At 61.8% G+C, this 18,455-nt stretch carries 17 protein-coding genes; 5 read left to right on the top strand and 12 right to left on the bottom strand.

The genetic code is table 11. From position 1 onward, the window contains the following. Window positions 1-25 precede the first annotated feature (25 nt). Both NCS28_RS15790 and oxlT read right to left on the bottom strand, forming a co-directional pair. Window positions 26-964, bottom strand: coding sequence for a LysR family transcriptional regulator (locus NCS28_RS15790; RefSeq protein WP_250514694.1), 939 nt, complete (start codon window positions 962-964; stop codon window positions 26-28). Window positions 965-975: 11 nt separating this feature from the next. Continuing rightward, a complete protein-coding gene (gene oxlT / locus NCS28_RS15785) occupies window positions 976-2,322 on the bottom strand; it encodes an oxalate/formate MFS antiporter (protein WP_250514693.1) in 1,347 nt (448 codons plus the stop codon). 489 nt (window positions 2,323-2,811) lie between these two features. Between oxlT and NCS28_RS15780 the strand changes: the two genes are divergently transcribed. Together NCS28_RS15780 and NCS28_RS15775 are read left to right on the top strand one after the other, a co-directional pair. Further along, complete coding sequence (locus NCS28_RS15780) at window positions 2,812-3,756, top strand: LysR family transcriptional regulator (protein ID WP_250515027.1); 945 nt, start codon at window positions 2,812-2,814, stop codon at window positions 3,754-3,756. A gap of 97 nt (window positions 3,757-3,853) precedes the next feature. Further along, complete coding sequence (locus NCS28_RS15775; protein WP_250514692.1) at window positions 3,854-4,192, top strand: hypothetical protein; 339 nt, start codon at window positions 3,854-3,856, stop codon at window positions 4,190-4,192. A gap of 60 nt (window positions 4,193-4,252) precedes the next feature. Here NCS28_RS15775 and NCS28_RS15770 read toward each other — a convergent pair whose 3' ends face one another. After that, window positions 4,253-5,704, bottom strand: coding sequence for an aldehyde dehydrogenase family protein (locus NCS28_RS15770; RefSeq protein WP_250514691.1), 1,452 nt, complete (start codon window positions 5,702-5,704; stop codon window positions 4,253-4,255). A gap of 194 nt (window positions 5,705-5,898) precedes the next feature. Here NCS28_RS15770 and NCS28_RS15765 point away from each other — a divergent pair, with 194 nt between their 5' ends. Continuing rightward, on the top strand, window positions 5,899-6,240 hold the full coding sequence (locus NCS28_RS15765) for a zinc ribbon domain-containing protein YjdM (protein ID WP_250514690.1): 342 nt from the start codon (window positions 5,899-5,901) through the stop codon (window positions 6,238-6,240). A 306-nt stretch (window positions 6,241-6,546) separates the two neighbouring features. On the opposite strand, the gene NCS28_RS15760 is transcribed toward NCS28_RS15765, so the two are convergent. From NCS28_RS15760 to NCS28_RS15750, 3 genes are all read right to left on the bottom strand, one after another. Beyond that, a complete protein-coding gene (locus NCS28_RS15760; RefSeq protein ID WP_250514689.1) occupies window positions 6,547-6,741 on the bottom strand; it encodes a hypothetical protein in 195 nt (64 codons plus the stop codon). Between the two features lie 401 nt (window positions 6,742-7,142). After that, window positions 7,143-8,258, bottom strand: coding sequence for a porin (locus NCS28_RS15755; protein ID WP_250514688.1), 1,116 nt, complete (start codon window positions 8,256-8,258; stop codon window positions 7,143-7,145). Window positions 8,259-8,437: 179 nt separating this feature from the next. Beyond that, window positions 8,438-9,580, bottom strand: coding sequence for an acyl-CoA dehydrogenase family protein (locus NCS28_RS15750; protein ID WP_250514687.1), 1,143 nt, complete (start codon window positions 9,578-9,580; stop codon window positions 8,438-8,440). Between the two features lie 298 nt (window positions 9,581-9,878). On the opposite strand from NCS28_RS15750, the gene NCS28_RS15745 reads away from it, so the two are divergent. Further along, window positions 9,879-12,557: a winged helix-turn-helix domain-containing protein gene (locus tag NCS28_RS15745; protein ID WP_250514686.1), complete on the top strand. Its 2,679-nt coding sequence runs from the start codon at window positions 9,879-9,881 to the stop codon at window positions 12,555-12,557. Between the two features lie 97 nt (window positions 12,558-12,654). Here NCS28_RS15745 and NCS28_RS15740 read toward each other — a convergent pair whose 3' ends face one another. Next, entirely contained in the window at window positions 12,655-13,110 is a 456-nt protein-coding gene (locus tag NCS28_RS15740; protein ID WP_250514685.1) for a MaoC family dehydratase, read from the bottom strand. Further along, entirely contained in the window at window positions 13,107-13,847 is a 741-nt protein-coding gene (locus NCS28_RS15735; protein WP_350029794.1) for an acyl-CoA dehydrogenase family protein, read from the bottom strand. The genes NCS28_RS15740 and NCS28_RS15735 overlap by 4 nt, the downstream gene beginning before the upstream one ends. Window positions 13,848-13,996: 149 nt before the next feature. On the opposite strand from NCS28_RS15735, the gene NCS28_RS15730 reads away from it, so the two are divergent. Next, window positions 13,997-14,296, top strand: coding sequence for a site-specific integrase (locus NCS28_RS15730; protein WP_502801197.1), 300 nt, complete (start codon window positions 13,997-13,999; stop codon window positions 14,294-14,296). A gap of 125 nt (window positions 14,297-14,421) precedes the next feature. Here NCS28_RS15730 and NCS28_RS15725 read toward each other — a convergent pair whose 3' ends face one another. From NCS28_RS15725 to NCS28_RS15710, 4 genes are all read right to left on the bottom strand, one after another. After that, window positions 14,422-15,222 (bottom strand): hypothetical protein, encoded by an 801-nt coding sequence (locus NCS28_RS15725; RefSeq protein WP_250514684.1) that lies wholly within the window; start codon window positions 15,220-15,222, stop codon window positions 14,422-14,424. A 523-nt stretch (window positions 15,223-15,745) separates the two neighbouring features. Beyond that, window positions 15,746-15,892 carry a hypothetical protein gene (locus NCS28_RS15720; protein ID WP_250514683.1) on the bottom strand — a complete coding sequence of 49 codons (147 nt, stop codon included), beginning with the start codon at window positions 15,890-15,892 and terminating at the stop codon, window positions 15,746-15,748. A gap of 766 nt (window positions 15,893-16,658) precedes the next feature. Beyond that, the gene (locus NCS28_RS15715) at window positions 16,659-17,483 is read right to left on the bottom strand and encodes an alpha/beta fold hydrolase (RefSeq protein ID WP_250514682.1); all 825 of its coding nucleotides are present in this window, start codon (window positions 17,481-17,483) and stop codon (window positions 16,659-16,661) included. 217 nt (window positions 17,484-17,700) lie between these two features. Further along, window positions 17,701-18,429: a dienelactone hydrolase family protein gene (locus NCS28_RS15710; RefSeq protein WP_250514681.1), complete on the bottom strand. Its 729-nt coding sequence runs from the start codon at window positions 18,427-18,429 to the stop codon at window positions 17,701-17,703. Window positions 18,430-18,455: the final 26 nt, after the last annotated feature.

The raw sequence follows: 18,455 nt of genomic DNA, 5'->3' as shown, positions 1-18,455 counted from the left end.
TCGATGAAGATGAGAAACGCGTCGGTCAGGCGTCGACGGCCTGGCCCGCGAAGAGAGTATGCGACGACGACGCGACGATGTGCGACCAGACACTTGCCGCGCTCGCGCGCAATGCGCGGTTTTTGCGCCGCACGAGCATGATCGTGCGCGACGCGTCCGGCACGAGCGGGATGAAGCGCGTCTGCGCGCTATCGCAAGCGGCGCGCGCGTGCATCGGCAGGATGCCGACGCCGAGCCCGGCTTCGGCCATGCGCGCGACCGCCGCCGATTGGCTGAGCTTTTGACGGACCGCGCCGGTCACACCGTGCAGCGCGAGCGCGGCTTCGATGGCGCCGAGGCTGCCGGTGTCGTCGTCGAGAAGGAGCAGTGGCGTGCCGCGCAGTTGCTCCCAGTCGATGCGCGCCGCCTCGCTCAACCGATGCGACGCGCTCACGACCGCCGCGAGTCCATCGGCGAAAAGCGGTTCGGCGGCGAGTTCGTCGAGATTCTCCGGCGCGAGGACGACGCCCAGCTCCGCCTCGCCCGAACGCACGAGTTGCAGCACGGCGTTCTGCGGGCGGTCCATCATCACGATCGTGATATCCGGCAAACGCTCGTGGCAGGACGCGAGCATCGCGGGCAAGACGCTCGCCGTGAGACCGCAACTGCTCGCGAGATTCACGACGCCCGGCTCGCCGCCCTCTTGTGCACGCGGCCGCAGCGTCGCTTCCAGTTCCTCGACGAGCGGCGCAATGCGCGCGAGCAGCCTGCGGCCGGTATCGGTGAGCGCGACCTGGCGCGTGGTGCGATCGAAGAGCCGCAGCGCGACTTCGTCTTCGAGTTCTCTGATGCTGCGGCTGACCGCCGATTGCGTGATGCCGAATTCGTCGCCCGCGCGCGTGAAACTGCGATGCCGCGCGAGCGTGACGAACAATCTCAGCTGATGCAACGATACGCTGAGCGGCGGAGATTGTTCGCGCGTCATGCCTCGCTTGCCTACTGAACCGTGTTGCGCGAGGCGTCCCAGCCCGACTGGAACGACGCGTTGACCGACGATTCGGCCGCGGTTTCCGCGAGCGTGTTTTCGATCCAGCGCTTGCGCATCGGCGCGAGTACGAACTTCGCGCACAGTCCCGCCGCGATCGACGTCACGGCCGAGGTGATGAACACCGCGTTCCACGAACCGATCGACGCGAGCACCGATGCGAGCGGCACCAGCATCGACGCCGTGCCCTTCGCGGTGTACAGCGTGCCCGCGTTGGCGGCGGCGTATTTGCTGCCGAAGGTGTCGGCGCAGGTCGCCGGGAAGATCGAGAAAATTTCGCCCCAGCAGAGGAACGTCATCGCCGCGAACAGCATGAAGAGATACGGGTTGTGTCCGAACTCCATCAGCCCGAGCAGCGCGACGCCTTCGCCCAGGAAGATGATGAACATCGTGTTCTCGCGGCCGATCTTGTCCGAGATGAAGCCGCACAGCGGGCGCGTGAAGCCGTTGCAGAGGTTGTCGATGGAAAGGGTCATTGCGAGCAGCGGCAGCGTCACGCCCAGCAGGTTCACCGGCATCTTCGCGAAGCCATATTCCTTCGCGATCGGCCCGAACTGTGCGGTCGCGATCACGCCGCCCGCCGCGACGAACACGAACATCAGATACAGCACCCAGAAGAGCGGCGAGCGCACCATCTGTCTTGTCGTGTAGTCGATTTTCGTCGCCACGATGCGTTTGGCCGGGACGATGCCCTTCGGCGGATTCGGCCGCACGAGCACCAGCGCGAGCACGAAAATGCACACGCCCTGCAGAATGCCGAAGAACATGAACGCGTGCTCGTAGCCGGCGCTCTGGATCATGTTGGAGATCGGAATCACGGTGACGGCCGCGCCCGCGCCGAAACCCGCGGCCGTCATGCCGGCCGCGAGACCGCGCTTGTCCGGGAACCACTTGAGCGCCGTGCCGACGCACGTGCCGTACACGCAGCCCGCGCCGATACCCGCGACGACGGCCGCGATGTACAGATGCATGAGCGTGGTGGCGTGTGCGTCGATGATCCAGCCGATCGCCGCGCAGATCGCGCCGCCCATCACCACCGGGCGCGGCCCGAATTTATCGACGAGCCAGCCCTCGACGGGCACGAGCCATGTTTCGGTCACGATGAAAATGGTGAAGGCCGTCTGAATCGCCGCTTGCCCCCAATGATGCTTCGCGTCCATCGGAACGACGAACAGGGTCCATGCGTACTGAAGGTTGGCGACCAGCCCCATGCAGATGATGCCGATCACTAGCTGGAACCATCTGTTGTGATGACGCCCGTGCGATTGCCCGGACACAACCGTGTCTGCGCTTGCCATGTCTGTCTCCGTTATGTTTCCAGCGCTCGTGCGGCGCTTGGTGTGCTGCGAGAAGCCGGCGCGGTGCGCCGGCGGCGGACGGTCGGTCAGGGGAAATGCTCGGTCCAGGCGGCATGGGCGTGAGGCCGCCTGTCACGTGTGTTGCGCATGTTGCGCGTTATGAAACTGCTGAATTGGGCGATCGATTCGCACATCTGGGAAGCATCCGCGTCAGGCGATCGACGAATCATTTCAAGCGATTCCCAATGAAGTCCGGATGGTTGATGCGGCCTTGGCAAAGGCTTCGTTTGCTGCGCAGTCGTGCTCGGGATGCCGCGCGGAGCGCTGACGGATGCCAGGGGTTGAGCATGCCCGTCCGTGCTGACCGCGACTGTCCGCCTTACAACTTTTGGGGACGTGAAAGCATCGTGGGGGAGAAAAACGATTAAGGAAAGTTAGAAAAAATTATTGTATAAATTAGCTATCGTTAATGGATGAGGGATTGTCGTGCTGCGTAATGCCACCCTGCGTCAGTTGAAGATCTTCGAAACCGTTGCCCGTCGACTGAGTTTTTCTCGCGCCGCCGAGGAGCTCTATCTCACTCAGCCCGCGGTCTCGACGCAGGTGAAGCAACTCGAGGAGCACGCTGGCTTGCCGCTCTTTGAGCAACTCGGCAAGAAAATTTACCTCACGCCGGCCGGGAATGAAATGCTCCATTACAGCCGCGCGATCCTCGAGCAGTTCCGCGAGGCCGACGACGCGATGGCGCGGCTCAAAGGCATCTCGGGCGGCAGGCTCAATGTCGCGGTGATCAGCGCGGGCGATTACTTCTTTCCGCGGCTCCTTGCAGCGTTCACGCAGCGTAATACCGATGTCAGGCTCAATCTTGCGGTGCACAACCGCGAAGAGTTGCTGCATCAGCTTTCCGACAACCTCACCGACCTCGCCGTGATGGTGCGTCCGCCGCGCGACATGGATACGGTCAACGTATCGTTCGCGCCGCATCCGTACGTGATCGTCGCGCCGCCAGATCATCCGCTCGTCGGACGCAAGAACGTACCGCTCGAAGCGTTGGCCGACGAGCCGTTCATCGTCCGCGAGCGCGGTTCGGATACATGGAATTCCATGGAGGAAGGTTTTGCCGGCCGGCTTTCGAACCTGAACGTCGCGATGGAAATCACCAGCACGGAAACGATCAAGCAGGCGGTGATCGCAGGCATGGGCCTGAGCTTTCTCTCCGCGCATACGATCAGCATGGAACTTCAGGTCGGCAAACTGGCGGTGCTCGATATCGAGGGTTTTCCCGTGATGCTCAACTGGTTCGTCGTGCATCGGAACAACAAGCGCCTGCCGCCGGTGGCGCTCGCGTTCAAGCAGTTTCTCGTCGAGGAAGGCGCGGCGCAGATCGAGGCGATCACCCAGATAGTCGCAAAGACCGGCAAGCCAAACTCATAACGCTTAATGAATATATAAGCGAAATAACTTTAACTATCGTATATGGATCACGATGCCTATCCTGCATTCATGCCCCACGGCCATACAGGAGACGATCATGATCCACGCAGCGTACGGCGATGACCGAGAAGTTCAGGCGCAAGTTTGCGCATTCAACACCGCTTTCGAAGAACTCGACCTGATGTTCCGTTGGGATGCGAAGACCTATCTCTCGCTTGCATCGGCGGACAGCGACTACGGGAAAATCGCACAGTACATCGAGACGCACACGCCGCATCTCTTGAAGGCGTATAGCGCGGACTTTCTTTGCCAGGTGATCGTCGAGCGGAAGAATTCGACGGTCGAGGCGTGCCGGCAAAACACGGTTCAGTATCAAGACAGCACGCAGCGGGCGCGGCTTTGGCGAGCACGCAACGAGGAAACGGCGCGCGCTTGAGGGCTTTTAACGATCGATAAGGGCGATCCGGACAAATCCCGGACCGCCCTTTTTGCTATATCACGGCGTCAGCGCGACCCAGACCGCTTTCGGCTCCGTGAAGTTCTCGATGGCGACATCGCCATGTTCGCGGCCGAAGCCGGAATCGCCTCCGCCGCCCCACGGCAGGCGCACGTCCGTGAAGCCGTAGGTATTGACCCAGACCGTGCCCGCCCTGAGTTCGGCAGCCATGCGATGCACCCGGCCGATATCCGCGCTCCACACGCCCGCGGCGAGACTGTAGGCGGTGCCGTTGGCGATGCGCAGCGCGTCGGCTTCGTCGTCGAAGGGAATGACACTCGCGACCGGCCCGAAAATCTCCTCCTGCGAGATACGCATCTCGTGCTGGACGTTCGCGAACACCGTCGGCTCGACGAAATAGCCGCGCTCGCCCGACCGCCTGCCGCCCGTCACGAGCGATGCGCCCTCGCCCTTGCCGATGTCCACGTAGTCCAGCACGCTCTTCATCTGCTTGGCGGAGATGAGCGGGCCCATGTTGGTTTCCCGCTTCGACGGATCGCCGAGCTTGATCGTCCGCGCGCGCTCGGCGAGTCGCTCGACGACCTCGTCATAGACGGCGCGCTGGGCGAGAATCCGCGAGCCCGCCGAGCAGACTTGACCCGCGTTGAAGAAGATGCCGGAGGCGGCCGCGCGCACGGCGCCGTCGAGATTCGCGTCCGCGAAAATCACGTTGGCGGACTTGCCGCCCAGTTCCAGCGTGACGCGCTTGAAGTTGCCTGCCGCGCCTTGCAGGATGCCGCGCCCGACCGACGGCGACCCGGTGAACGTCACCTTGTCGACGCCCGGGTGCGCGACGAGCGCGTCGCCGACGACCGAACCCTTGCCGGTCACGATATTGAGCACGCCCGGCGGCACGCCGGCTTCGAGCGCGAGCCGCCCGACCATCAGCGCGGAGAGCGGCGTGATTTCGGCGGGCTTCACGATCAGCGTGCAGCCGCACGCGAGCGCGGGCGCGATTTTCCACATGCCGATCATCAGAGGGAAATTCCACGGCACGATCGCCGCGACGACGCCGACGGGTTCGCGCACCGTATAGGTCAGCGCGTCGGGGCGCGCGGGCACGACCTGGCCGTTGATCTTGTCGCACCAGCCGGCGTAGTACGCGAGGGTATCGATGGCCGCGGGCACGTCCTGGCGCTGCACGCCCGCGATGGGCTTGCCCGCGTCGAGACTTTCTAGCGCCGCGAGTTCTTCCTGATTTTCACGCAGCAGCTCGGCGAGCTTCATCAGGATCCGGCCGCGCTCGGCGGCACGGATCGCGTTCCACGGTTTGAGTGCGGCGCGCGCGGCCTGCACGGCGCGGTCGACATCGGCGGACGTGCCTTGCGCCACGCGGGATATCGGGTTTTCGGTGGCGGGATCGAGGTTCGTCGAGTAGTCGCCTCCGCTCGGGGGGACGAATTCGCCGCCGATCAGCAATTCGTAGCGCTTGAGGTCCGTGGTGTCGTCCATGTCTCGCTCCTTCTCTTTTTCAGAATCACTTCATGTTGGGGCAGAAGAACCATCGATGAAAGCAAAACATTTTTATTGTTTATATAGAGCGGAATGTATGGGGGAATATAGCGGCCGGTCGTTGCATGGTCTTTGATGTCGGGCGGCGCTATACTTGCCGGCCTTCAGTTCCCGCAAGTCATCAAGCAATACGTATGAATTCACTACCTCCCTGCCCCCAGTGCCAATCGGCATTTACTTACGAAGATGCCGGCATGTATATCTGCCCGGAATGCGCGCATGAATGGTCTGCGCGGATGGAGGTCGCATCGGAGCCCGCCGCCAAGGTTTATCGGGATTCCGCGGGGAACATCCTCCAGGATGGCGACACGGTTACTGTGATCAAGGATCTGAAGCTCAAGGGCGGCGGTGGAGTCGTCAAGATGGGTACGAAGGTCAAGAACATACGACTGGTCGATGCGGATCATGACATCGACTGCAAAATCGATGGGTTCGGGGCGATGAGTTTGAAGACGGAGTTTGTTAGGAAGGTTTGAGGGGTGATTTGTTGGGGTGCTGATATTTGGCGCGTTTCCTATCGAATCTCGACGCATGCCGTAAGCCCGTCAAGCAGACGGTGGGGTGCGTTTGTGAGCGCGATGCCGCCCTTGTCCGCCGTCGCGTTCGAGCCGAGCACGGACAGATTGCCGCCGCGTTCTGACCCGCCGCCAGCGTTGCACCGCCGCCCGCGCTGATGCTCGAACCGTTGACGGACTCGTCGTAGCTCGAACTGATGTGCTGGGCGTTCGGGCCGCCCATCGATTGTTCGTGATGCGTGGCCGTGTCTTTCGATGCCGTCATCGTCAGATCGCCGCCCGCCTTGACGGCCGCGCCCGTGGATACACCTTCGGCACGAGCACCTTCTGATGCGATCCGTCGGGCAACGTCACATCCAGCTCGACGAGCCACACCATGTCGGTCGTGAATTGCGCCATCTGCGCCGGTGCCAGCGCCAGCGCGATGCCGATAGCGAGATCGAACTGCTTCGCATACGCCACGCGTTCGCCACGTTGAGCACTGCGCCGTAGATCCACTGCACACCGCTGCACGGCTTCCGGTGTGCCGTTCTAGCCCGGATATGGGGCATAGGTTGCGAAATGATCTTGCTTAACGGGCCGCACGCTATCGCACTGCTTTAATGCCCAGGCGGACGGACGTGGGAGCGACATCCTTTAACTGCGAACGACGGCGGCTCAGTTGCGCCAACCCATTGATTTTCAGTAGCGCCGGTATGCAGCGATACACCGTGATTCGCACTTCGAGTCCGCTGGGAAACGAAGCTCTCGATAATGAACCGACGAAACGATGCCGATCAACGGCACGTCACCGCCGGCCCCCGTCCATTCTCCACGTTGCACACGGCGAGCACGCAATCGTCCCACTCCAGGATCGGAACGCATCAGAAGCGGTGCGTAAGCCCCAGTGCCACCATGCTTTGCGATGATCCGAGTTCCGTCACCGAGACCGCGGGCCAGCTCATCGTCGAAGTGCCATGGTTCTTGATATATCCGGCGCGAGCATAAATCTGCGTGCGCTTCGAGATATTGTGATCTACGCCGATCTGGATCCCTTCCGCGCTATCGTCCACGCCGCGCGCCCTGCGCTCGATGCCGGCGATTTCGATCGTGTCCACCGGCGTCGCCTGGATCGTCGCACCGATCTCCGCGAAGCTGTACGAATGCGCTGCGCCCAGGCGGGCGGCCAGCGAGCCGGCGGGCGCGTCGTTCGATCGGTTGTACGTGTAATTCGCCTGCAGGTTCACTATGCCGATCCGGTAGGCAAGGGAACCGGTAAAGCGCTCGGTCGCAAGCAGGTTCAACGCGGCAGGCAGTCCGGGCACGTTCTCCGATCCCGCGTGCTGGTTTTGATACGCGAGTCCGGCGAACAACCCATATCCGCTGTACGTCAGCGAAATATCGAATAGATTGCCGACGTTCTGCACGACGGGCAACGTCGTCGTCGAACTGAACGCATACATCGTGTAGAGCTTCAGCCCGCCGACAACCGGCGACTGATACTCGATCGAATTACTGGTTCGGCCGGATGCGGCCTGCGTGGCGAGGGTGTTTCGGTCGAACGCAACCGCCGCGGCCGCCACCGGCGATAGCACTTCGTCTCCCCGGAACGGGTCTGTGTAATAGATGGCCCAGAAAGTCGGCTGATACTGACGGCCGAACGTCAGCGAACCATAGTCGTCGTGTGTCAGCCCCACCCAGGCTTGACGATAGAACAGTTTCGAACTGTCAATGAAGAACGCACCGTTGTTGACGGTGTAACCGCTTTCGAGCACGAATTTGGCGTTGAAACCGTCTCCCAGATCCTCACCACCTTTTATGCCCAGACTCGATCCGGAATTGCCTCCACTGCGCTCGGAGAACGCGTGCCTCGAACCGTTTCCGAGGTATTGCACGAAGCTGTCGGCGACACCGTACAAAGTCAGCGTCGACTGCGCGCACGCGCCCTGCGCGGCGAGCAGCAACGCTGCGCCACCAAGAACCTTCCTGATGATACACATGCGAACTCCTGAAATACGTCTCGTTTTTTATCGCTTTTTCAATACCGGCCCTGCTTGCTTTCAATGCGTTTCTTTCGCTCTCCTCATTGCCGTGCGCCGCGACGTCACATAAAAAAGCGTCTGCGCAGCGCGAAAAGCCGCACATGCCCGCGCAACTACCGCGAGCGCATGCGCCTGCATCAATCGAATGCGGCCACGCCAGTCAATGCGCGCGCGATACCGAGTTGCGGGATCTCCGTGACGCCGCCCAGAATCGACATGGTCATGGCCTCGCGCAACAACCGTTCGACATCGAATTCGCGCGTCACGCCGTTCGCGCCGTGCAACTGCACGGCGTCACGGCATACCTGCACCGCGGCTTCGGTCGCGAACCCTAGTGCCATCGACGCCTGCACGTCGCAGCACAAGCCCGCGTCCCTCATGCCGAACACGCGTTGATACATCAGCCGGGCCGCGTCCGTCCTGATCGCCATGTCCGCGAGCTTCGCGGCAATCAACGGACGCGCCGCGATGATCTTGCCGAACTGGGTATGCTTCGTGGCGTAGGCAATGGATTCGTCGAGCGCCGCGCGCATGAGGCCGACCGACAGCACGCCGACATGGGTACCCGCGTGCACACCGAACTTCTTCATATCGCGCAGGCCTTCGCCCTCCTGGCCGAGGAGGTGCGTTGCCGGAACGCTGGCATCGGCAATGAAAATCTGCGCGGTCGACTGCGCGTTGAGCGCAACCCTGTCGATGTTGCGTGTCTCGTAGCCGTGTGCCTCGCGGTCGATCAACAGGTGCGACAAACCCTTTTCGGTACGTACTGCGCAGACGAGCACGTCTGAATAGACGCCATTGGTGATCCAGCTTTGCGTCCCGTTCACTGTGAAGTGATCGCCGTCGCGCACAGCACGTGCAGGGATCTCGGCGCCGTTCGGACCGATTTCCAGCTCGCAGATGCCGATAGCGCCGAAGAGCCGCCCCCCAAGCGTCTCAGGCAAATACCGCGCACGCAACTCGGGCGCCGCGTCCAGCAGCATCTCCGCGACTGCCATGTTCAGCATCACGCACAGCGCAACGTCGCACGAGCACGCCGCGAGTTCCTCCAATAGCATGCCCTGCGTCGTGTACGACCAACCCATGCCGCCGTGTTCGACCGGCACCGTGCAGCCGGGCAGGCCGAATTCGGCGATGCGCTGGGTAAGCTCGCGCATCGTCGCCTTTGGAATGAAGCGGTGACGATACGTGTGGGCAACCGGCCTGACCTCCGCCAGCAGGAACTTGCGGAAACTCTTGACCGCCAGCGTTTGCTCTTCCGTGGGGACTCGATAGGTCATGGGTCACATTTGCGCGTCGCCGCGGCTCGGTCTGGCGTTTAACACCGGTTGCATTCCTGAGTGGCCAGCGCCACGTTCCGCTCGGGAATACCCTGAACTTCACGTGCGCCGCGCAGCGCCATCGGCCCGCGCCGGCATGCGGACTGTGGGCATGGCCCGTGCACTTCCTTGACGGTGCGCTTGTGTTAAGTTAGTTTCCGCGAATCCTTTTATCACCCCTCGTTCGGAGGGGGCAGCGAAAGGCCGGGAGGCATGGATTCGATTGGATGAGATCTTGACAACGCCTTTCATCAAACACGTGGCTGCCACGCGCTTCGCACCACCACGCATCGGCGCCAGGCACGTGCCTCGCACTGATCTGCTCGCGCAGTTACACCAGATGGAGCACGCCACGCTCGCCCTCGTCACGGGTAGCGCCGGCTACGGCAAGACCATCCTGCTCGCCCAGTGGCGCCAGGCGTGCGTCAAGGGCGGCGCGGATGTCGCATGGCTCACGTTGACCGCAGACGAAAAAAGCTACGCCGACTTCTGCTCCGCCCTGATTGCCGCGATGCAGCGCATCGGTCTGTGCACCGAAGCCGACTTCCGCCTCGACGATGCGAGTACTGGCGCGATGGACGCGGCCATCGCCGCGCTCGTCGAAAGCACGCTCGACTGGCCGAAAGAGCTGTACGTCTTCGTCGACGATTACCACTACGTCGAGGCGCCGCTCGCGCACCGCTTCATGCAGAAGCTGCTCGAACATGCGCCGGGCAACCTGCACTTCGTGATCGCCTCGCGCGTCACCCCGCCATTGAGCCTCAGCCGGCTGCGCATGATGAACCAGATCGTCGAGCTCGACAGTGCGGGGCTGCCGTTCAACCTCGCCGAAACGCGCGCGTTCATCGGCGAGAATCTTGGCGCCGGCAAGCTCGACGCCGATGCGCCAGGGCTGATCCACGAGCTGACCAGCGGCTGGCCTTCGTGTATCCAGCTCATTGTCATCATGCTGAAAAACCGGCCGGACACGCTCGCTACGCTCAGGGATCTGGTCTGGCGCTCGAGCGACCTGCAAACCTGGCTCAGCGAAGAGGTCATGGCCGACCTGCCCGCGCACCTGGCTTCCTTCGCCGAGGTGCTGTCGATCTTCCGCCGCTTCAACGCGCCGCTTGCCCGCGCCGTCACTGGCGACGCGCAGGCGGCCGAGCTTCTCAAGCGGATGGAGGACGAGAACCTGCTGGTGAGCCGCGTCGATTCGGACGACCGCCTCGCGTGGTATCGCTTTCATCCGCTGTTCGGCGAGTATCTCGCCACGCGGCTCGCGACACGGGACGACGCGACAGTCAAGGTGCTGCACCTGCGCGCCAGCCACTGGTTTGCCGATCACGGCTATCTCGTCGAAGCGGTCCGGCACGCGGGTGCGGGCGGCGACGTGGAGTTCGCGGCGAACGTCATCGAGCGTGCCGAGCCTGCAACGTGGAGCCTCGAATATCTGAGCCCGATGCTGCATCTGCTCGAACGGCTGCCCGAGGCGACGTTGTTCCGGCATCAGCGTCTGCTCTTCATTGCCTGCCTCACGATCGCGCTGACCACGCGGCCCGACAAGGCGAGTGCATGGCTGCCGCATCTGCAGTCGAGCGCGCTCTCCGACGACCCCGAGCTCGCGGCCTGCGTGCCGATGATCCACGCGGCCATCGCATTCCAGTACGACGATACGCAGCGCATGATCGAACTGCTGGAGCCGTTGTGCGACGCCGTCATTCAAAACCGCTTCTTGCGGTATTTCCTCGTCGCCGAGCTGTGCGTCGCTTATACAGGCGCCGGGCGCTACGCGGAGGTGACGCGCCAGCTCGACCGGCGCCCCATTCCGGCCGCCGACCGCGACAACGAAATGGCGCTCGTGGCCGAAGCCGCTCGCGTCGCCGCCATCCTGCACGAGGGCAACGTCCGCGAGGCCGAGCGCCTCGGCACGCCGTTGCTCGCGCGTTCGGTCAAGGCCGTGGGCCGTCACTCGATCAGCGCGAACATCTGCGCGAGCGTGCTGGCGGATGCCTGCTACGAACTCGACCACATCGACAACGCCCGCGAAACCATCGCGAACCGCCGAGGCCTGTTGCAATCGTCGGGACCGGACCTGACCATCCGCGCATCGCTGTGCCGCGCGCGGCTCGACTGCCTGCAGGTGAGCGCTGACGTCGCGCTCGCATTCCTCGAACAGCAGACCGCGCATCTGCGCAATCACCAGCACCCGCGCGCCGTCGCGCACATGCTGGCCGAGCAGATCAGGATCCTGCTGCAGAAGATGCGCCACGCACGCGCCGTTCAGCTTCACGCCCTTCTCGACGAGCTCGCGCAGGCCCATCGGGAAGACCACGGCATTCGCGCCGAAATCGCAGCCGTCGCCGCATTGGCGCATGCGCGCGTGCTGCGCGCGGAGCAGCCCGAGGCCGCATTGGTATCGCTGAGCGATGCGCACACGCGTGCCAAGGCATTGGGCCGGGGCCGAATGGCGGCGCTGGTGGATTTTCTCCTCGCGGCCACGCTCGTCGAGCTCGAACGCATGGAAGACGCGCGGGCCGCTTTCGTGCGCGCCATCGAAGCGGGCGCGCGGTTCGGCCTCGTGCGCACCTTCATCGACGAAGGGGAAGTCGCCGCGACGCTGCTCAATCGGGCAATCCGGGAGGCATGGATCGAGGGGGCGGTTCACGACTATGCCATCGGCCTGCTCGAACGATTTCCCGGCGAACTGAACGCGCTCGTGCGTGAGGATGTCTCGCAGCCCGCAACCGGCCGCAAGGCGGACTCAGCACTCACGCCACGCGAGCTGGAAATTCTCGCGCTGGTCGCTGAGGCCATGTCGAACAAGCGCATCGCGCTCGCGCTGAACATCACGCTCGAAACAGTGAAGTGGAACCTGCGCAACGTCTTCGCGAAGCTCGGCGTGTCGAGCCGTTACGACGCCATGCTATTAGCCCGCAAGAACGGGTTGATCGGATAGAGGACCGCGGGCGCGGCCGTGCAACGTGGCGAGCGAAGGCGGGCATCGCGCCCCGGCCGCCCGCCACGAGCGCTTCAATGCACGGATAGAAGCGGCATCAGGGAAAGAGACGCATGATCGATTCGGCGATGCAGGCCGGCTTGCCCGCGCCCTCGCATTCGACGGTCATCTCGAACTTGACCTGAGCGCCACCGTTGTCGAGCGCGTCGAAGCCGGCGAGCCGGAAGTGCGCGCGAACGCGACGGCCAACCGGCACAGGAGCAATGAAACGCACCTTGTCGAGACCGTAGTTCAGGCCGCTGCGCACGTCGTTGATCTTGAACGCCGTGGCGAAAAACGCAGGCAGCAGGCTAAGGGTCAGGAAGCCATGCGCGATCGTGCCGCCGAACGGACCTTCCTTCGCGCGCTGCTCATCGACGTGAATCCACTGATGGTCGCCGGTGGCGTCCGCGAACTGGTTGACGCGGGCCTGGTCGATCAGCAGCCAGTCGCTCGTGCCGATCTGCTCGCCGACGAGCGGCTCGAGATCGGCGATCTTGTCGAACTCTTTCATTGCGGTGTGTCTCCCTGATTCAGTGTCCGCCGCAAATAGTCGGCGCAACGGGCGTCGTGACGGTCGCTGCCGCCGAGCAAGGCGTCTGCGACAATCGCACGTTTGAAGTAATGGCCTATCTGATATTCCTCGGTCACGCCGATGCCGCCATGCAGCTGGATCGATTGCCCGCAGACAAACTTCGCCGCCCGGCCGATCAGCGACTTGGCCTGCGAGACGACATAGTCGCGCCGCCCGGCTTCATCGTTCATGATCGACGCGAGCAGTGCATACAGCATCGAACGCGCGATTTCCAGCTCCGCCGCCATGTCGGCGAGACGGTGCTGCAACGCCTGGAAGCTGCCGATCGGCACGCCGAATTGCTTGCGCACCTTCAGGTAATCCGCCGTGATCTCGATGGCGCGCTCCATGCCGCCTACCAGTTCCGCGCACAGCGCGGCGGTGCCGTGCCCGAGCGCCTGCTGCAACGCGGGCAGCCCCTGTCCCGGTTCGCCGAGCACCGCTTGAGCAGTCAGCGTCACGCCGTCCAGCGTCAGCTCGGCGGCCCAGCTACCGTCGTGCAGCGGCAGCGCCACGCGCGTCAGACCCGGCGCGCCGGCGTCGACGAAAAAGAGCGTCACGCCGCCGTCATCCTGCGTTCCGGCCGACACGACGAACGCGTCCGCAGCAGCGCCGCCCGCAACGAGCGTCTTGCGGCCGTAGAGCCGGTAGTTGTCGCCCACGCGTTCCGCGCGCATCTGCGCACGCTCGGGCAGACCGCGCGAGTGCGCCTCGCCGTGGGCCAGTGCGATGCGCCGCGTGCCGTCCGCGAGCGCGGGTATCCGCCCTGCAGCGCCAGCGCGCCTTCACGCAAGTCGCCGGCGGGCGCGTGTTTCAGGACCCGCGCTTGGGCAAGCCGTGGCATAGCGAGGAGGCGTTCCAGCGCGTCTACTGGGCGCGCATCCTCAAGCGCCTCGGCATTCGCTATCGCCGCCCGTACAACATGCGCCATTCCTATGCGACCAGCATGCTGATGGCCAGCATGACGCCCGCGTTCTGCGCGCGCCAGCTCGGCCACACCGTGGAGATGTTCTTGCGCACCTACGCGAAGTGGATCGACGGCAGCCAGAACGATGTGGAGATGGCGCGGCTGGAGAGTGCGCTAACGGTTCTTACCGTACCGCTAGAAGCAGCAACACGCGCATAAGCTCAAAACTCATTCACCGCGCGAAACACGGGACCAGGCATCTTCCGCGGTCACGTGGCGTAGATCGATCGGAACACGACTGATCCAATTCAACGCCTCGTCGCCCACTGGGTTGAATGCGATCGTTACATTTGAGCGTCCTTCTCGATGCTCGTATACGTCCAATCGATTTTTCCAGTTGCGGTTGAGACTGTGCGCGTCAGTGCAATTCCGTACTCAGTCAAGAATGTGCGGCGAGCCTTGTAGCTAACAATTCCGTTCTTAGTCAGATCGCAATCCAGATCTATTGCTCGGCCTGCGAACGCAGCATTGAAATCGAAAGCCGCGTAATAGCGGCCTGCGTGACAAGTCCAGACAGCGGTTTCGAAATTAACGATTTGGAACGAGGTGCCAAGCTTAATTGGCGTAACGTATGATTTATTTTCGCTCGGCGCATCAAATGCGAATTCGTTATTGTCGGCATCCTTAACAACCATAGGAAGAGGTGCTATCGCGGCCGAATAGGTTGCAGTCCCTTGTTTCAACGCGTAAATGCTTAGATAGGACATTGCGAACGTCACGCTCTCGGGCACCCCGTTCGCCGACATCTCGTCGATTGTTTGAACGACGCCGGTGTTTTGCGCGTTTATTATCACCTCTTTGAAGTCACGGTGCTTTGTCGTCGTATCGAATTTTCCTTCCGCAATTCCAAGCACTGTCAACTTATTAAAGGGAAGCGGATGCGAACCTGCAGCAGGCAACTTATCACGTACAGCGCTCGGCAATGATTCCAAGCTGTAATTTTCCGCGAGAAATCGTGACTTATCTTGCGTTATATCCTTAACTTGCACGAACGGACTGCATCCAGACAGACACATCAATAACGCGAAAGAAATGCCGATCAGTCGCAGTGGATTTTTGATCTGCGCTTCATTTTTGAATTGCATATTTTACTTATCGAATGTTATACCCAGCGGTCTAAGGCTGTAGCAATCATCGTTTTCAGGACTGAAGATTTTATGCGTTTAGATAATGTTCGCAGCCGTGGCACACAAACCACGAAGAAGAGCGACACTCATTAAAAGCGCTGCCGCAACCTAAACATAGACAAAGAATCTAAGCGCTATCTGAGAAACTGCCGCAGACGCGCTAGTCTCTCAGCTGGCATTTCTTTGCACTTTAGGTTCAATCCGAAAAGGTTGCCAACGATCGTAACAATTTGCCGGGGATAGTTCGTCGTTCAACAGGAATCGTTAGCACGCCGCCACTGCCTGAATCTCCAACAACAGGTCCGGCCCGGCCCGACCGGCGACGCTGGCCAAAGTGCTGGCAGAGGCGTGGCCCGCCGACCGTCACTCCGCGCTTCGCGCGATACAACGGCACGAGTTAAGCTCGCGTAATGACGCCATCGACCTTGACCAGATCGGTCACGCTCATGTCGGCGTCAGCCAGTACCGCCAGCAAGTTTTTTTAGGCCAGTTCGATCTGCCTGGCCGGGTCCTCGGGCATCACGCCCACGTGGCCCGACACATGAAGCCAGCGCGCGTTCGCCGGTACCAACGCGCCGTGGCTGTAGCACGAAAACGGCGGCGCAATGCCTATCGGGCAAGGCAGCATCGGAACGGCCCGCGTGGGTGACGCAACCCACCCGCATCCCCGAACTCTCCCCGGAGTGTCCCTGAAAGCCGGGCGTCAGGGACACTTATCCGCCAAGTTGTGCCGTTAGGATAAAGGCGTCCGCGAATTAAAGAATAAGCTGTCCGTTCATTGGGCGCCCGCAGCCCCTTTGGACTTCGGCGAAAAGCATAAACTGGCCGATCGACCGGAATTAAAGCATATGTTGTCGAAACGAAAATCTGCCTATGCGACATGCTCTTTTCCTCCCGCGGAGCGAGCAGATTCGCACAGGCCTTGATGATGGCGGCAGCCAGGAGCTAAGCCTTGGTTTTCTCGACGCAAGCCACTATTGACCGCAAGAGCTTGTCCCGGCGTCCCCCTTAGGAACACCTCGATGTGTTGGCCATAACATTACAGTAAGACCAGCATATGCCTCTTCGGAAAGTGACAGGCGACCCGAGCTACGGTGATCAAGTGCCGCTATCCGCTGCCCGCCTCGAAGAGTCGCTGAGCCGCATCTTGACGTAGACGCCAGCCCGCAGATTTCCGCTCCGCCGAACTGAGCGCCTGTATTTCCAAACGCTTGATACACAAACTACCAACCCGAAGGTTGGCATTTCGTTTTGAGGGTCACCAATATCAGAATTGGTTCATGGTGTTGTCTTTATCGTAAGCATGCAGATGCGCGGTCATGACGCCCTTCGCGTGCCGGACGGCACGCATCTCGCTGACCGTCGTTTTCACCGCGCGGTTTCGCCCGCATCGCTCAGGACTTGATGAACGCAAGCAGATCGGCGTTGATGGTTTCCGCCTGCGTGGTCGGCATGCCGTGTGGAAAGCCCTTGTAGGTCTTGAGCGTACCGTTGCGCAATAGCTTCGCGCTTAATGGCGCCGAGTCGGCATATGGCACGATCTGGTCGTCGTCGCCGTGCATCACGAGCGTAGGCACGGTGATTTTTTTTAAGTCCTCGGTGAAGTCCGTCTGTGAGAATGCGACGATTCCGTCGTAGTGCGCTTTGGCGCCTCCCTGCATGCCTTGACGCCACCAGTTCTGAATGACGCCCTCGGACACCTTCGCATCCGGGCGATTGAATCCATAGAACGGCCCTGCCGGCACATCGCGGTAAAACTGCGCGCGGTTGTTTGCGACTTGCGCCTGAAATCCGTCGAACACGCTTTTCGGCAGACCATCGGGGTTCGCCGGCGTCTTCACCATCAATGGCGGCACGGCGGAGATCAATACTGCCTTCGACACGCGGCTTTCGCCATGACGCGCGATATAGCGCACGACCTCTCCGCCTCCCGTGGAATGACCGACGTGAATGGCGTCCTTCAGGTCGAGATGAGCGGTCAGCGTGGCCAGGTCGTCGGCGTAGTGATCCATGTCGTGACCATCGGCCGTCTGAGTCGACCGTCCGTGGCCTCTACGGTCGTGTGCGATCACGCGAAAGCCGTGACTCAGAAAGAACGACATTTGTGAATCCCAGTCATCGGCGCTCAATGGCCAACCGTGCGAGAAGACGATCGGTTGACCGCTGCCCCAGTCCTTGAAGAAAATCTCGACACCATCCTTCATCGTCACCGTGTTCATGGCCTTGTCTCCCTGAGAGAACCGATCTTGCGTGGGAAGCTTCCTGCTCCGTTGAGCGGCATGCGACGCGCGGGACACCGCGAAAAGCGCCGCGATAGATGCGGCCGCGCCGAGCATGCATCGCCGCGTCGCGCCTGTCACTGTCAAGTCGTCTTCGTTCATCTGCACCCCTCCGATATGACGTCGACGGGCCGGAAAACTATCGGCGTCGATGCTCTCACGCCGTTGCATCTCCGTGCGCGGGCGTCCACAAGGTGCGGCCAAGAAAAGTGAGTGTCCTGTCCCACGCCTTCTCGGACCAAACGGGATCGAATTGGGTGCGGGATATGCGCCCCGGACCAACGGCGTTCTCGTTTGCGAATCCGTGATGCGCCAGATATCGATAGAAAGTCGCTTTCACACCGGCGTCGTGCAGCCGCTTTTCTAGCTCGTTCACCGTGTCGATGGAAAAGAACGCATCCTGAATCGCGAAGTGACCGATCACCGGTGCGCGGATCTTCGCTGGTTCCACGTACTCGAGAGGCGGGAAGCCATACCACATGACGCCGGCGGAAAGTGCGGAATGCTGACACAGCGCGAGCAGTGTCAGTGCGCCTCCCATGCAATAACCCATCGCACCGATGCGGTTCGCTTTCGTTCCGAGATATTGCAATGCACCAGCCAAATCTTGCGCGGCCACCTCGGCGAAATCGAGGCCATTCATCAGGTGATGCGCTTCCTCCTCTTCGACCGTCGTCCGGCCTCGATAGAGGTCGGGAACGAGAGCGAAGTAGCCCGCGCTCGCAAGCCGGTCTGCCACGCCGCGTATCTGGTCGTTCAATCCCCACCATTCCTGTACCACCAGAACGGCGGGCGCATACGCGGGATCTTCCGGCGCGCTCAAATAGCCACTCAACCCACGTCCGTCGGGACGCGCGAAATCGACCATCGACCCGTGAAGTTTCATGAGCCCTCCTCTTGGGAAGCATGCCC

It is taken from the genome of Caballeronia sp. INDeC2 (genome assembly GCF_023631325.1).
Taxonomy (GTDB): domain Bacteria; phylum Pseudomonadota; class Gammaproteobacteria; order Burkholderiales; family Burkholderiaceae; genus Caballeronia.
This window is presented reverse-complemented; position numbering and strand designations above follow the sequence as displayed.

Excerpts from the sequence above, each read along its gene's own strand:
- NCS28_RS15750 (WP_250514687.1), bottom strand. The coding sequence starts at position 9,580 with ATGACCTATCGAGTCCCCACGGAAGAGCAAACGCTGGCGGTCAAGAGT.
- NCS28_RS15725 (WP_250514684.1), bottom strand. The coding sequence starts at position 15,222 with ATGCAATTCAAAAATGAAGCGCAGATCAAAAATCCACTGCGACTGATC.
- NCS28_RS15740 (WP_250514685.1), bottom strand. The coding sequence starts at position 13,110 with ATGAAAGAGTTCGACAAGATCGCCGATCTCGAGCCGCTCGTCGGCGAG.
- NCS28_RS15765 (WP_250514690.1), top strand. The coding sequence starts at position 5,899 with ATGAATTCACTACCTCCCTGCCCCCAGTGCCAATCGGCATTTACTTAC.
- oxlT (WP_250514693.1), bottom strand. The coding sequence starts at position 2,322 with ATGGCAAGCGCAGACACGGTTGTGTCCGGGCAATCGCACGGGCGTCAT.
- NCS28_RS15710 (WP_250514681.1), bottom strand. The coding sequence starts at position 18,429 with ATGAAACTTCACGGGTCGATGGTCGATTTCGCGCGTCCCGACGGACGT.
- NCS28_RS15770 (WP_250514691.1), bottom strand. The coding sequence starts at position 5,704 with ATGGACGACACCACGGACCTCAAGCGCTACGAATTGCTGATCGGCGGC.
- NCS28_RS15755 (WP_250514688.1), bottom strand. The coding sequence starts at position 8,258 with ATGTGTATCATCAGGAAGGTTCTTGGTGGCGCAGCGTTGCTGCTCGCC.
- NCS28_RS15775 (WP_250514692.1), top strand. The coding sequence starts at position 3,854 with ATGATCCACGCAGCGTACGGCGATGACCGAGAAGTTCAGGCGCAAGTT.
- NCS28_RS15790 (WP_250514694.1), bottom strand. The coding sequence starts at position 964 with ATGACGCGCGAACAATCTCCGCCGCTCAGCGTATCGTTGCATCAGCTG.
- NCS28_RS15715 (WP_250514682.1), bottom strand. The coding sequence starts at position 17,483 with ATGAACACGGTGACGATGAAGGATGGTGTCGAGATTTTCTTCAAGGAC.
- NCS28_RS15720 (WP_250514683.1), bottom strand. The coding sequence starts at position 15,892 with ATGCTGCCTTGCCCGATAGGCATTGCGCCGCCGTTTTCGTGCTACAGC.
- NCS28_RS15735 (WP_350029794.1), bottom strand. The coding sequence starts at position 13,847 with ATGCGCGCGGAACGCGTGGGCGACAACTACCGGCTCTACGGCCGCAAG.